Raw genomic sequence first — 14,043 nt, forward strand, 5'->3', positions numbered from 1 at the left:
GTTCGGTGGAGGCGCGCATTCTTCGGCAGCTGGCGGAGGCCGGGGAGGCGGGGCTGGGAGAGCTGAGGGAGATCGGCGCGGAGCCGCGCCACCTGGAGCGGCTCGAAGCGCGCGGGCTGGTCCGGGTGGTGGAGCGGCGCATCGAACGGGACCCGCTCGCGGGCTTCGTGCTGGCGCCATCGCCGGGAGCGCACCTCACCCCGGAGCAGGCCGCCGCGGCCGACCTGGCGTGGGCAACGCCGGTGACCCTGCTCCACGGGGTGACGGGCTCGGGCAAGACCGAGGTGTACCTCGAGCTTGTGCGGCGAGCGCTCGAGGCTGGCAAGGGCGCGATCGTGCTGGTGCCGGAGATTTCGCTGACACCGCAGGCGGTGCGGAGGTACGGCGCGCGCTTCGGGGAGACATTGGCCGTGGTGCATTCCGGGCTTTCGACCGGCGAGCTGTACGACCAGTGGTTCCGCATCGCGCGGGGGGATGCCCGGCTGGTGGTGGGCTCGAGGAGCGCGGTCTTCGCGCCGGTGCGCGACCCCGGGCTGGTGGTGGTGGATGAGGAGCACGAATGGAGCTACAAGCAGCAGGACCCGGTGCCGCGCTATCACGCGCGGGAAGTTGCGATTCGGCTGGGGGAGCTGACGGGGGCGCGGGTGGTGCTCGGGAGCGCGACCCCGGACGTGGTGACGTACCACCGGAGTGAGGTGGGCCAGATCGCGCGGGCCGAGCTGCGGGAGCGCGTGGCGCCGGGCGGGGATGGCAGCGTGCGGGCGGGCGAATTGCCCGATGTGACCATCGTGGATATGCGGCTCGAACTGCGCGAGGGCAACCGCAGCATGTTCAGCCGGGCTCTCCGCAGGGCGGTGCGTGAGGCGCTCGCGGCGGGGGAGCAGGCGATCCTGTTCGTCAACCGGCGGGGCGCGGCGCGGTTCGTGCTCTGCCGCGACTGCGGGTATCTGCCGCTGTGCCCCTCGTGCGAGGTGGCGATGAGCCTCGATGCGGAGGCGTCGATCCACGCACAGCTGCGCTGCCACCACTGCGGGCGGTCGCGGCGGCTGGAGGACCGCTGCCCAAAGTGCGAGAGCGTGCGGTACCGTCCGTTCGGCGTGGGGACCCAGCGCGTCGAGGCGGAGGCGCGGGCGGTGTTCGCGGGCGCGCGGGTGCGGCGGTGGGATAGCGACACTGCCCGCGGGAAGGGCGCGCACGAGCGGCTGCTCGCAGAGCTCGAGGCGGGGAAGGTCGATATCCTGGTCGGGACGCAGATGCTGGCGAAGGGGCTGGACCTGCCGGCGATGCGGGTGGTGGGCGTGGTGGATGCAGACGTCGGGCTAAGCCTGCCCGATTATCACGCCGCGGAGCGGACCTTTCAGCTCCTGAGCCAGGTCGCGGGGCGGGCGGGCAGGCGCGACCGGCCCGGGAAGGTGTTCTTTCAGACGTACGAGCCGGAGGCGGCCCCGATCGTGGCGGCTGCAGCGCATGATTACCGGGGGTTCTACGAACAGGAGATCGTGCACCGGCGGAGGGCGGGCTATCCGCCTTTCTCGCGCATCGTCAGGCTGGTGTACCGGAATTTCAACGAACAGGCAGGGCTGGAGGAAGCGGCGCGGGTGGCGACCGAGTTGCGGGTGCTGCGGGACGCGGCAGGTCACGCCGAGCCGGACATCCTCGGGCCGACGCGGCCGTTCATCCCGCGGCTGCGAGGCGAACACCGCTGGCAGGTCCTCCTGCGGGGCCGCGCACCTGCACGGCTGCTGGCCGGGGTGCGGCTGGGGGAGCGCTGGCAGGTGGATGTGGACCCGGCGAACCTGCTTTGACGGTTCGGGTGGGACGAACCTTCGCCCGAGGCCGCCGGTGCTGGTATCCTGCAAGGCCATCCGGGCGGTAAAGCCCGGGGCGGAGGGGATCGGTACGGCATGGACCAGGAACTGAAGCCGTGGTCGCGGCTGGCGCTGATTTTCCCGGGGCAGGGGTCCCAGCACGTGGGCATGGGCCAGCGCCTGGCGCAGGTTTCGAAGGCTGCGCGCGAGGTGTTTCGACGGGCGGATGAGCTGCTGGAGCGAAACCTATCGAAGCTGTGCTGGGAGGGCCCGGCGGAGGAGCTGGAATCGACGCGCAACCAGCAGCCGGCCACCTTCGTGACCTCGATCGCGTGGCTGGAGGCGCTGCGCGAGCGGTGGGAGCAGATGGGCCGGGAGCTGCGGCCGTTCCTGTTTGCCGGGCATTCGATGGGCGAGTTCACCGCGGCCGTGGCCGCGGAATCGCTCAGTTTCGAAGACGGGCTCGAGCTGGTGCAGGAGCGGGGCCGGCTGATGGAGGAGGCCGGCCGGGAGAATCCCGGCGGCATGGCCTCGATCCTCGGGCTGCCGGAAGAGAAGGTGCTGGAGATTTGCGCCGAGGCCTCGCGGGAAGGGTATGTGGGGCTGGCGAACTCCAACTGCGAAGGCCAGAGCGTCATCTCCGGGCACCTGAAGCCGCTGCAGCTGGCCATGGAGCTGGCCGAAAAGGCGAAGGCCCGGCGGGTGGTGCGGCTGCCGATCACGATTGGGTCGCATTCTCCGCTCATGGCGAAGGCGAGCGAGGGGATGGCTGCGCTGCTTGAAAAGGTCCCGTTTAGGGACCCCATCCGGCCGCTGGTGGGGAACGTGAACGCGAGCCTGCTGCGAACCGGCGCGGAGGTTTGCCGCGAGCTGAAGGAGCAGCTCACCCACGGCGTGCAGTGGCAGCGAACGATCGAACGGATGCGGGACGAGGGCGCCGACCTGTTCATGGAGATCGGGCCCGGCAATGTGCTGACCAAGCTGGTCCGGCGGATCGACTACAGCGTGAACAGCATCGCCATCAGCGATGAGTACGAGGGCATGCTGAGCGAGCGCTGGGCGCTGGTGGAGGCGACCGCTCGATGAACCGGCGGGTGGTGGTGACGGGCGTCGGGGCGGTCACGGCGGTGGGGCACACGGCCGAGGAGACCTGGCGCGCCATGGTGGAGGGCCGGAGCGGGATCGGCCCGATCACGCTGTTCGACCCGGAGCCGTACCCGGTCCGCATCCAGGCGGAGGTGAAGGGGTACGACCTCGGCGACCGGGTCGATGCCAAGCAGCAGCGGTATATGAACCGCTCGGTGACGTTCGGCGTGGGAGCGGCGCTGGAGGCGCTGGCGGATAGCGGACTCACGATCACCGACGAGAACGCCGACATGGTCGGGGTGATTTTCGGCTCCGGGGCCGGCGGGACCGATATGGTGCTGGAGCACCAGCGCATCCTGGAGGAGAAAGGCCCGCGGCGCATCACGCCGTTCCTTGTGGCCAACTTCATCCCCGATGCAGCAAGCGGGCACATCGCCATCGCCACGGGGGCCCGCGGCCCGAACCTGGCACCGGTGGCCGCCTGCGCGACCGGGGCCGCTGCCATCGGCGAGGCGTTCGAGACGATCCGGCGCGGGGACGCCGATGCCGTCATCACGGGTAGCGCCGAGGCCGTGCTGCTGCCGATCTACCACGCGACCTGGTGCTCGATGCGGGCGCTGGCCTCCGACAACGAGCACCCTGAGAAGGCGCTGAAGCCGTTCGACCTCCACCGGGACGGCTTCGTGGCCGGGGAGGGCGCGTGCGGCATGGTGCTCGAGGAGTACGAGCAGGCGAAGGCACGGGGGGCGAAAATCTACTGCGAGGTCATCGGCTACGGGTCGTCGAACGATGCGTTCGACATGATCGCCCTGCACGAGACGGGTCGGGGCCTGAAACGGGCGGTGGCGGCCGCGATCCGGAAAGCCGGGATCGCCCCGGATGAGATCAACTACATTAACCCGCACGGGAGCGGGACGCCCCTGAATGACCGGGTGGAGACGCTGGTCTTCAAAGAGGTGATGGGCGAGGCTGCCTACCGGGCGGCCATCTCGTCCGTGAAACCGATTACGGGGCACTGCATGGGAGCCAGCGGCTCGGTGGAGGCGCTGGCCTGTGTGATGGCGATCCGCGACCAGATCGTGCCGCCCACCATCAACTATTCGACGCCGGACCCGGAGTGCGACCTGGACTACGTGCCGAACGTGGCGCGGTCGATGCCGGTGAACGTGGCGATGACGACGTCGGTGGGCCTGGGCGGCCACAACGCCTGCCTGATTTTCCGGAAGGTTACCTGACCTGGGAGTAGAGCCTGTGAGGCGAGCACTGGTGACCGGCGTGGGGGCCATCACGCCGATTGGACTGACTGCGCAGGAGTTCTGGGAGAACCTGGTGGCGGGCGTTTCGGGGGCCGGCCCCATCACGCGGTTCGATGCCTCGGAGCTGCCGGTTCGGATCGCGACCGAGGTGAAGGGATTCGACCCGGGCAAGTACATGGAAACCAAGGAGGCGCGGCGGATGTCGCGCTTTGCCCAGTTCGCCGTGGCGGCAGCCCGGCTGGCAGCGGACGATGCGGGGCTGGTGATTGCCGACGACGAGCGCCGGCGGGCGGGCTCGGCGATTGCCACCGGCGCCGGCGGGGCGATCGACACCATGGAGGAGGTACTCGTCCTGAAGGAGCGGGGGCCGGGGCGCGTGAGCCCGTTTTATGTCCCGACCATGGCGCCGAACATGGGCGCGTGCCAAGTTTCGATGCACCTGGGGCTGCGCGGGCCGGCGATGGCGAGCGTCGCGGCCTGCGCGAGTGGCCTCTACAGCTACCTGGAGGCGAAGCACCTGATCGCTTCCGGCCGGTGCGATGTGGTGCTGGCCGGCGGGACAGAGGCGGCGCTCCACCCGCTGCCGATTGCGGCGCTGGCGAACATGAAGGCGCTGAGCCGCCGGAACGACGAGCCGGCGCGTGCGAGCCGGCCATTCGACCGGGAACGCGATGGGTTCGTATTTGGCGAGGGCGCGGTGGTGATGGTGATCGAGTCGGAGGAGCGGGCGCGGGCGCGGGGTGCGCGGGTGTACGCGGAGCTCGCGGGCGGCGGCCTGAGCTGCGATGCCTACCACATTACGGCCCCGCTGGAAGACGGCTCGGGGGCGTGCGATGCGATGGTCGAAGCGCTGCGGGATGCGGGCCTGGAGCCGGGCGACGTGGACTACATCGCCGCGCACGGGACGGGGACGCCGCTGAACGACGTTTCCGAGACGCGGGCGATCAAGCAGGCCTACGGCGAGCATGCGTACCGGCTGGCGGTCAGCTCGCCGAAGTCGATGGTCGGGCACCTGCTGGGCGCGGCGGGGGCGGTGGGCGCGCTGGCGGCTGCGCTGGCGGTGTACCACGATGTGGTGCCGCCAACGATCAACCTCGAAAACCCGGACCCGGAGTGCGACCTGGACTACGTGCCGCTGAAGGCCCGCTCGATGCGGGTGCGGGCAGCCGCGGCGAACGGGTTCGGGTTCGGTGGGCAGAACGGTTCGGTGATCTTTCGCAAGTACGAAGGCTGACGTAGCCTAACGGGCGCCCGGCAGCCTGAGAGGATTCCCAGGGGAGCACACGCACATGGCAACGGTTTTCGAACGAGTTCGGGATGTGGTGGTTCGGCAGCTGAAGGTGAGCCCGGAGGAGGTGACGCCGGAGGCGAGCCTCGTCGATGACCTTCGGGCCGATTCGCTGGACATCGTGGACCTGACGATCGCCATCGAGGAGGAGTTCGCGGACCAGGCGACGTTCGAAATCCGGGACGAGGACGCGGAGAATATCCGGACGGTGCAGGACATCCTCGACTTCCTGGCACACCAGGGCATTCACTAGGCGCCGGCAAGCGAGCGGAGCTTCTGGACGATCCCGGGAAGGACTTCGAGCACGCGGTCGATATCGGCGTCGGTGGTGGCCCGGCCGAGGGTGAGGCGGAGCGAGGCGTGGGCGAGGTCGCGGTCGATGCCCATGGCGGTGAGCACGTGGGAGGGTTCGAGCGCGCCGGTGGTGCAGGCTGAGCCGCTGCTGGCGGCAATATCGGCCATATCCAGCGCGAGCAGGACGCTTTCGCCCTCGACGTTGCGGAAGCAGCAGGAGAAGTTGTTGGGCAGGCGGCGGTCGGGATCGGCCGGTCCGGTGATGACCGTATCGGGGATGCGCTCGGGGAGTTCGAACAGCAGGCGGTTGCGAAGCCGGCGGACGTGGGCGTTGTAGGCGTCGCGCTCCTGCCAGGCGAGCTGCATGGCGGCGGCGAGGCCGATGATGCCGGGGACGTTTTCGGTGCCGGCCCGGCGCTCCTTCTCCTGGCTGCCGCCGAGGATGAGCGGCTGCCAGGGCGTGCGGTTCTTGATGTAGAGCAGGCCGATGCCCTTGGGGCCGTAGAGCTTGTGGCCCGCGATACTGAGGAGGTCGACCCCGAGGCGGGCAGGGGTGATATCGAGGGTGCCGGCGGCCTGCACGGCATCGGTGTGGACGACGACCCGGGGGTTGCGCTCGCGGGCGATGCGGGCGACCTCGGCGATCGGTTGGATGGTGCCAACCTCGTTGTTGGCGGTCATGACGGAAACGACAACGGTCTCCGGGCCGACGGCCTCGGCGAGGGCTTCGAGGGAGACCACTCCGTCGCGGTCGACCGGGAGGTAGGTCGCGCGGAAGCCTTCGCGTTCGAGCTGTTCGACGGTGTGGAGCACCGCGTGGTGCTCGATGGCGGAGGTCACGATATGGTTGCCGCGGCCGCGGGCGCGCTGGGCGAAGGCGGCACCGCGGATTGCCGCGTTGTCGGATTCGGTGCCGCCGGAGGTGAAGACGATCTCCTTCGGCGAGGCGCCGAGCAGGTCGGCGATGGTCTTGCGCGCGGCGTCGACTGCCGCCCGGGCCCGCTGTCCTTCGAGGTAGATGCTTGAGGGATTACCCCAGTGGGTAGTGAAGAACGGGAGCATGGCCTCGAGGACGCGGGGGTCGGTAGGCGTGGTGGCGGCGTGGTCGAGGTAGATGCGGGCCATAGGTCCAGATTAGCGCAGGCCGCAGGGGCCGGTGATCACAGCCGCGCGGGACGTGCTATGATTCGAGCTGGCAATCCCCTGCGGGAGTGGGCGCGGCGCCCACTTTTTTGTTGAGACGATGAAAAACGATTTGTTGTTGGCACTGAACCAGGTCGCTGCGGAGAAGAACCTGCCGCCGGAGACGGTGTATGAGGCGGTGGAGGCTGCGCTGACCTCGGCCTTCCGGCGCGAAGAGGATGATGCGCCGAACCTGTACGTGAAGATCGATGCGCGGACCGGCGACGTGCGGGCGTACCGGCAGATGGTGGTGGCGGAAACGGTTGAGGACCCGCGGGTTGAGATCTCGGTTGAGGAAGCGCGGCGCTGGAAGCCGGACGCCCGGCCCGGCGACGTGCTGGACTTCGAGGAGAAGATCCCGGAGAAGGCCGGGCGTATCGCAGCGCAGACCGCCAAGCAGGTGGTGCTGCAGCGGCTGCGCGAGGCGGAGCGCGACGCAATTTATGACGAGTACAGCAACAAGGTCGGCGAGCTGATCGTCGGGACGGTGCAGAAGGTGGAGCCGCGCCAGATCATCATGGAGCTGGGGCGGGGGACCGAGGCGGTGCTGCCGGCCAGCGAGCAGGTGCGCAATGAGCACCTGCGGCCGGGACAGCGGGTGCGGGTGCTGGTGGCGGACGTGAGCCGGGCCTCCAAGGGCCCCCAGGTGGTGGTGAGCCGGGCGCACCGCAACCTGCTGCGGCGCCTGTTCGAAATGGAAGTGCCGGAGATCAAGGCCGGCACGGTGGAGATCAAGAGCATCGCCCGGGAGGGTGGTCACCGGAGCAAAGTGGCGGTTTGGGCGCGCAACCCGGCGATCGACCCGATCGGGGCGTGCGTGGGCGTGCGTGGCACGCGCATCCAGAACATCGTCAACGAGCTGAACGGCGAGCGAATCGACGTCATCAAGTGGGACCCGGACCCTGCAAACTTCGTTTCGAACGCGCTGAGCCCGGCCCAGGTGACGGAAGTCGAGATCGACCCGAAGGAGCGGCTGGCGTCGGTGGTGGTGCCGGACCGGATGATGTCGCTCGCGATCGGCAAGGACGGGCAGAACGCACGGCTGGCAGCGAAGCTGACGGGCTGGCGGATCAACGTCATGAGCCAGTCGGCGAAGGACCGGCTGGAAGCTGGCGAAGAGGAGCGACCGCTGGCCTTCGAGCCGTACGCCCCCGGCGAGGCGCCTGACATCGACATCATCCAGGAGGCGGAGGAGGTGGCCGCTGCTGCCGAGGAGGCCGCGGCGCCGAGGCCGGAGCCCGAGCCGGCCGTCGCCCACCGCCCGGAGCCGGCGCCGGAGCCCGAAGAGGAAGAGGAGGAGATCTCCTTCGCCTCGATCGTGGAGCGAATGCCCGTGCCCAAGGGCGAAGAGCGGGAGTCGGAAGATTACGGCGAGGACGAGGACGAGGAGTACGAAATCCCGACCTCGCTGACGGACGAGAGCCGGCCGTCATCGATCCGGTTCGCGGAGGACGTCCTCCCCCGCCGTGCCGAGGAGGACGAGCCGCTGCCGAAGAAGTCTGCCGGGAAGAAGGGCCGCCGGGCGCGGTACTTCGACGAAGGCGACGACATGGACGATATCGATTACGCCGGGCGCATCCACTGATGGGCCGGGCGGTTGGAGGAGTGACGCATCGCCACGGGGGCTCGACCGCGACGGCAGCCGCAACGGACCTGCATCGCCTGCCGGGCTGAGCAGGGCAAGCGGGAGCTTGTCCGCATTGTGCGGACGCCGGAAGGGCGGGTCGTGGTGGACCTCACGGGGCGAGCGAACGGGCGGGGGGCGTATATCCACCCCACGCGTGAGTGCTGGGAGAAAGCGCTGCGAGGGGGTACGATAAAGCATGCACTGAGAATTACCCCGGCCGTGGACGATGTGGAGGCCCTGCGGGCCTTCGGGTTGGCGTTGCCGGCGAAAGAAGGCGATAGCGTATGACGGCAAGACCATCCACCCCAAGGCGCGTGAGCATCCCGGACGCCCTGACGGTGAAGGAGCTGGCTGACCTGCTGCGGGTAACGCCCGTGGAGGTGATCAAGCGGCTGATGACGAACGGGGTGATGGCCAACCAGAACCAGGTGATCGACTACGACACGGCCGCGATCGTGGCGGTGGAGCTGGGCTTTGAACCGCAGCCAGAGGAGGCCGAGGCGGCAGCCGCCGCAGAGCCGGTGGTCGAGCCGGAGGACGAACCTGATGACCCGGCGAGCCTGAAGCCGCGTCCGCCGGTCGTGACGATTCTCGGGCACGTCGACCACGGAAAGACGAGCCTGCTGGATGCGATCCGCAAGACGCGGGTGGCAGCCGGCGAGGCAGGCGGCATCACCCAGCACATCGGCGCGTACCAGGTGGAGCGGGATGGGCACCTGATCACCTTCATCGATACTCCCGGGCACGCGGCGTTTACCGCGATGCGGGCGCGCGGGGCGCAGGTGACCGATATCGCGGTGCTGGTGGTCGCGGCTGACGACGGCGTGATGCCGCAGACGGTGGAAGCCATCAACCACGCGAAGGCCGCCGGGGTGCCGATTATCGTGGCGATCAACAAGATCGACCTGCCTGCCGCGAATCCCGACCGTGTGAAGCAGCAGCTGACCGAGCACGGGCTGGTGGTGGAGGAGTACGGCGGCGACGTGGTCGCGGTGAACGTCTCGGCGACGACCGGCAAGGGCCTGGATGACCTGCTCGAGGCGATCAACCTCGTCGCGGAGATTAGCGAGCTGAAGGCGAACCCTGACCGGCCGGCTTCGGCAGTGGTCATCGAGGCGGAGCTGGACCCGAGTCGTGGCCCGATTGCCACCGTGCTGGTGCAGCGCGGGACGCTGCGGCAGGGCGATGCCGTGGTGGTGGGGGAAACGAGCGGGAAGGTTCGGGCGATGCTGGACGACCGGGGACGCCGGGTGAAGGAGGCCGGGCCTTCGACGCCGGTGGTGATTCTTGGGCTCGAAGATGTGCCGGAGGCGGGTGAACGGCTGCGGGCCGTGGCCGATGAGAAGACGGCGCGGCAGATCGTGGAGGAGCGGAAGCGGCTGCGCCAGGCGGCCGAGCAGCAGCCCGCGCGGGTCAATCTCGACACGCTGTTCACTGAGATTAGCGCCGGGAAGCTGAAAGAACTGATCATCATCCTGAAGACGGATGTGCGCGGCAGCGCCGAGGCAATCCGCGGGGCGCTGGAGCGGCTGAGCACCGACGAAGTGAAGGTGCGCATCATCCACGCGGCGACGGGCCCGGTGACGGACAGCGACGTGATGCTGGCCGAGGCTTCGAACGGCATCATCATCGGGTTCAACACGCGGGTCGAGTCGAGCGCCAGGAAGCGAGCGGAGGCGGCCGGCGTCGAAATTCGGCTGTACACCATCATTTACCAGGTACTCGAAGACATCGAGAACGCGCTGCAGGGCATGCTCGAGCCGGTCTTCAAGCAGGTGGTCGATGGGCACGCCGAGGTTCGCCGGGTGTTCAAGTCGAGCAAGGTCGGGCAGATTGCGGGCTGCTACGTCACGGATGGCACCATCCGGCGCGGGTCGATGGCGCGGGTGCTGCGGAACAAGCAGGAGATTGCGAAGGCGCGCTGCGAAGGGTTGAAGCGGTTCCAGGACGACGTGCGCGAGGTGCAAACCGGCTACGAATGCGGGGTGGTGCTCTCCGGCTTCGACAGGTTCGAAGAGGGCGACATCATCGAGTTCTACCACGAAGAGCGGGTGAGCTGACCCTGGCCGGGAGGGCCGCGCGATGAGCATGCGGACAACCCGGGTCAATGAGCTCCTTCGGGCGGAGCTGGCAGAGCTGCTGCTGCGGGAGGTGAAAGATCCGCGGGTGGGCCGTGGGCTCGTGACGATCACCGAAGTGCAGGTTTCGCCGGACCTGCGGCGGGCGGTGGTCTACGTTTCGCACCTGGGGACCGATGAGGAGCGGCGGGAGGCGCTGGAAGGGCTCCAGCATTCTGCGCCGTTCCTGCACCGGGAGCTGGTGCACCGACTGACAATGCGGAACGTGCCGGAGCTGATTTTTCGGTTCGACCCCTCGATCGAACGCGGGGCTCGGCTTGCCGAGCTGATTCACCAGGTGCGGGCGGAGCGCGGTGAGGCGGACGAAGGCGACTGACGGGCCGGACGGGCTGCTGCTGATCGATAAGCCAGCCGGCTGGACGAGTCACGATGTGGTGGCGAAGGTGCGGAGGCTGCTCGGGCAGCGGCGAGCCGGGCACACGGGAACGCTCGACCCGTTCGCGACCGGCCTGCTGGTGGTGTGCCTCGGGCAGGCGACGCGGCTGGCGGAGTACCTGACCGCGCACGACAAGGAGTACATCGGGGAGGCGGTGCTTGGGGTCGAGACCGAGACGGATGATAGCGACGGGAAGGTGACCTGGGTGCGGCCGGTACCGGAGCTGGCTGAGGCGGCGATACAGGCGGCAGCCGCGCGCCTGACCGGGACGATCCTTCAGACGCCGCCGGCCTTCAGCGCGCTGAAGGTAGATGGCAAGCGGGCGTACGCCCTCGCGCGCGAGGGCCGGGCCCCGGAGCTGGCGCCGCGGCCAGTGGAGGTGCGCGTGTTCGAGGTGCGGCTGGTTGGGACGGACCGGGTTCGCCTGCGGGTGGTTTGCGGGCCGGGGACGTACATCCGGAGCCTCGCGCGTGACCTGGGGCGGCAGCTGGGCTGCGGGGCACACCTGGCCTCCTTGCGGCGGGTCCGTTCGGGGGAGCTGCACGTACGCGAGGCGGTGACCATGGCGGAGCTTGAGGCGCTAACCGTGGCCGGGAGGGCCGAGGAGGTCATTCTGGCGGCGGACGAGGGGCTCCTGCGCTGGGACGCGGCAATCCTCGGGGCGGCCGGCGCCCGCGACTTCGCACATGGCAACCTGCACCGGGCTGCGCCGTCGCGGGCGGGGGGGCCGCTTCGGGTGTACGCCGCCGATGGACGCTTCCTGGGCATCGGCGAGGCGCGCCCCGGAGCGGGAGTTCAGCCGCTGAAGGTGCTTGCCGGGGTTTCGGCCGAGAAAAAATCCTAGTTATGTGCGAATCAGGTTCACTTTTTCCTTGACAGCGAGGAAGGGCGGGACGAACATGCACGGTGGCTGGCCGGTCTGCGTAATTGCGTAGGCACTCTCACAATTCTGCCAGCGCCGTCCAGGGAGGGACGGAAGAAGGAGGAGCATTGGAAGCGTACTGCCTGAAGTGCCGGGAACGGCGCGAGATGAAGGACGCGAAGGCCATCACGATGAAGAACGGGAAGCCCGCGACCGAGGGCACCTGCCCGGTCTGCGGGACCAAGATGTTCAAGATCGGGAAGGCCTAACGCCTGCCGCCACTGCCGGATCGAACGCACGCACACGGAAAGGGCCCGCGCTTCGCGGGCCCTTTCCGTGCTCGCGGCTCAGCGGCGGTCGAGGGCCAGCAGGGCGAGGACGGCCTCGTGGAGGAGGCCGTTGGTGGCGACTGCGGAGTTGCCGAGGGCGGGATTGCCGTCCCACTGGCTGAAGGCGCCACCGGCTTCGCGAATGATTGGCTGGAGGGCGGCAGCGTCCCAGATGCTCATGTCGGGGTCGAGCATGATCTCGGCGCGGCCGGTGGCGACCATGAGGTAGCCGTAGCAATCGCCCCATGCGCGGGCGAGGCCGCAGCGTTGGACGAGCGCGGCGTAGCCGCGGGGGTAGCGGGCGGCGGTCCGGGCGAAGGAGGTCATCGTAAGGGTGGCCTCTTCGAGGTCGGTGAGGGGCGAAACGCGGACTGGTTCGCCGTTCAGGCGGGCGCCGAGGCCGCGAGCCGCCGCGACGGTCTCGCCAACCGCATGGCAGGCGATGACGCCCAGCACGGGCTCGCCGTCCTGTTCGAGCGCGATGAGGGTGCCGAAGAGGGGCACGCGGTGGATGAACGACTTCGTGCCGTCGATGGGGTCGATGATCCAGCGGTGGCGGCCGTCGCCGGGTGTCTCGCCGAATTCCTCACCGAGGACGCCGAAGCCGGGCGTCTCGCGTTCGAAGAAGCGCCGCAGTTCGAGCTCGGCGTTGCGGTCGGCTTCGGTGACGGGGGTGCGGTCGGCCTTGCGCTCGACGGTGAAGCCTGCCGCGTAGACGGGCATGATGACCCGGCCGGCGAGGTCGGCGGCACGAAGGGCAAGCGTGAGGAGTTCGCCGAGCCCGGACATCAGCGTGGGGAATCGCCCTTGCGGTAGACGGCGGTGAGGTCATCGAGCTGCTGCTTCAGCTCGGGCGGGAGGGGCGTTTCGACCGCCTTGATGGTGTCGTCGAGCTGCTCGGGGCGGCTGGCGCCGATGATGGGCGCGGTGATGACGGGGTTGGCCAGCACCCAGGCGACCGCGAGCTGGGGCATGGTCATGCCGGCTGCCGCTGCGAGTGGGCGAATCTGTTCGACCACCTGGAACATGTCATCGTGCCAGTAGCGGCCCTGGTAGAGGCGCCCGGCGGTGCCGAGCGTGAAGCGGGACCCTTCTTCGGGCCCGGCCTCGGGGCGGTGCTTGCCGGTCAGGAGCCCGCCGGCGAGCGGGTTGTAGGGGATGACGCCGATGCCTTCCTCGTCGCAAAGCGGGAGGAGTTCGCGTTCGATCTCGCGGAAGAGCAGGTTGTAGCGCGGCTGAACGGAATCGAAGCGGCCGAGCCCGAGCACTTCGCTGCGGCCGATGGCGCGGGCGACCTGGTAGGCGAGGAAGTTCGAGCAGCCGATGTAGCGGACCTTGCCCCAGCGGACGAGGTCATCGAGGGCCTTGAGGGTTTCGTCGATGGGGGTGTTGGGGTCGGGGCCGTGGAGCTGGTAGAGGTCGATGTAATCGGTCTGGAGGCGGCGCAGGGAGGCGTCGACGGCGTCGAGGATGTGCTTGCGGGAGTTGCCCTGGTCCCACGGGGAGGGCCCCATGCGGCCGAAGCACTTGGTGGCGAGGATCACGCGCTGGCGGCGGCCGTCGCGCGCGAGCCAGCGGCCGACAATCTCCTCGGTGCGGCCCTGGGACCCGGGCGGGGCACCCAGCGGGTAGACGTCGGCGGTGTCGAAGAAGGTGACGCCGGCATCGAAGGCGCGGTCCATGATGGCGACGGAGGTGGCTTGGTCGCACTGGAAGCCGAATGTCATGGTGCCGAGGCAGAGGCGTGAGACGGTAAGGCCGGTGCGGCCGAGGCGGGTGTGCTGCATGGGCGCATTG

13 protein-coding genes and 1 pseudogene are annotated in these 14,043 nt (G+C 69.1%); 11 read left to right on the forward strand and 3 right to left on the reverse strand.

What is annotated here, in order from left to right:
* The 5 genes from priA to acpP form a co-directional block, all read left to right on the forward strand.
* Positions 1–1,805, forward strand: a 1,805-nt coding sequence (gene priA / locus VAE46_RS05460; RefSeq protein ID WP_322795906.1) for a replication restart helicase PriA, incomplete at its 5' end; no start/stop codon positions are given.
* A 99-nt stretch (positions 1,806–1,904) separates the two neighbouring features.
* On the forward strand, positions 1,905–2,894 hold the full coding sequence (fabD, locus tag VAE46_RS05465; RefSeq protein ID WP_322795907.1) for an ACP S-malonyltransferase: 990 nt from the start codon (positions 1,905–1,907) through the stop codon (positions 2,892–2,894).
* Positions 2,891–4,129: a beta-ketoacyl-ACP synthase II gene (gene fabF / locus VAE46_RS05470; RefSeq protein WP_322795908.1), complete on the forward strand. Its 1,239-nt coding sequence runs from the start codon at positions 2,891–2,893 to the stop codon at positions 4,127–4,129. Before fabD ends, fabF (VAE46_RS05470) begins: the two co-directional genes overlap by 4 nt.
* Before the next feature lie 16 nt (positions 4,130–4,145).
* A complete protein-coding gene (gene fabF / locus VAE46_RS05475; RefSeq protein WP_322795909.1) occupies positions 4,146–5,384 on the forward strand; it encodes a beta-ketoacyl-ACP synthase II in 1,239 nt (412 codons plus the stop codon).
* Positions 5,385–5,439: 55 nt separating this feature from the next.
* A complete protein-coding gene (gene acpP, locus VAE46_RS05480) occupies positions 5,440–5,691 on the forward strand; it encodes an acyl carrier protein (RefSeq protein ID WP_322795910.1) in 252 nt (83 codons plus the stop codon).
* Here the strand turns inward: acpP and VAE46_RS05485 are convergent.
* On the reverse strand, positions 5,688–6,857 hold the full coding sequence (locus VAE46_RS05485) for a cysteine desulfurase family protein (RefSeq protein ID WP_322795911.1): 1,170 nt from the start codon (positions 6,855–6,857) through the stop codon (positions 5,688–5,690). The genes acpP and VAE46_RS05485 overlap by 4 nt on opposite strands.
* Positions 6,858–6,993: 136 nt before the next feature.
* Between VAE46_RS05485 and nusA the strand changes: the two genes are divergently transcribed.
* From nusA to VAE46_RS05510, 6 genes and pseudogenes are all read left to right on the forward strand, one after another.
* A complete protein-coding gene (gene nusA, locus VAE46_RS05490; protein WP_322795912.1) occupies positions 6,994–8,499 on the forward strand; it encodes a transcription termination factor NusA in 1,506 nt (501 codons plus the stop codon).
* Positions 8,500–8,526: 27 nt separating this feature from the next.
* Positions 8,527–8,829, forward strand: a complete 303-nt coding sequence (gene rnpM / locus VAE46_RS13530) for an RNase P modulator RnpM (protein ID WP_416223946.1) — start codon at positions 8,527–8,529, stop codon at positions 8,827–8,829.
* 26 nt (positions 8,830–8,855) lie between these two features.
* Positions 8,856–10,601 (forward strand): annotated as a pseudogene (infB, locus tag VAE46_RS05495) (translation initiation factor IF-2); the annotation flags it as partial.
* A 22-nt stretch (positions 10,602–10,623) separates the two neighbouring features.
* Positions 10,624–10,995 (forward strand): 30S ribosome-binding factor RbfA, encoded by a 372-nt coding sequence (rbfA, locus tag VAE46_RS05500; protein ID WP_322795914.1) that lies wholly within the window; start codon positions 10,624–10,626, stop codon positions 10,993–10,995.
* Complete coding sequence (gene truB / locus VAE46_RS05505) at positions 10,973–11,899, forward strand: tRNA pseudouridine(55) synthase TruB (RefSeq protein WP_322795915.1); 927 nt, start codon at positions 10,973–10,975, stop codon at positions 11,897–11,899. The genes rbfA and truB overlap by 23 nt, the downstream gene beginning before the upstream one ends.
* A gap of 146 nt (positions 11,900–12,045) precedes the next feature.
* Positions 12,046–12,186 carry a DUF5679 domain-containing protein gene (locus tag VAE46_RS05510; RefSeq protein ID WP_165772381.1) on the forward strand — a complete coding sequence of 47 codons (141 nt, stop codon included), beginning with the start codon at positions 12,046–12,048 and terminating at the stop codon, positions 12,184–12,186.
* Between the two features lie 78 nt (positions 12,187–12,264).
* On the opposite strand, the gene VAE46_RS05515 is transcribed toward VAE46_RS05510, so the two are convergent.
* The gene (locus VAE46_RS05515) at positions 12,265–13,035 is read right to left on the reverse strand and encodes an inositol monophosphatase family protein (protein ID WP_322795916.1); all 771 of its coding nucleotides are present in this window, start codon (positions 13,033–13,035) and stop codon (positions 12,265–12,267) included.
* Positions 13,035–14,033 carry an aldo/keto reductase gene (locus tag VAE46_RS05520; RefSeq protein ID WP_322795917.1) on the reverse strand — a complete coding sequence of 333 codons (999 nt, stop codon included), beginning with the start codon at positions 14,031–14,033 and terminating at the stop codon, positions 13,035–13,037. Before VAE46_RS05520 ends, VAE46_RS05515 begins: the two co-directional genes overlap by 1 nt.
* Between the last annotated feature and the right edge of the window lie 10 nt (positions 14,034–14,043).

Origin of the sequence: Tepidiforma sp., assembly GCF_034433535.1 — a bacterium.
Taxonomy (GTDB): domain Bacteria; phylum Chloroflexota; class Dehalococcoidia; order Tepidiformales; family Tepidiformaceae; genus Tepidiforma.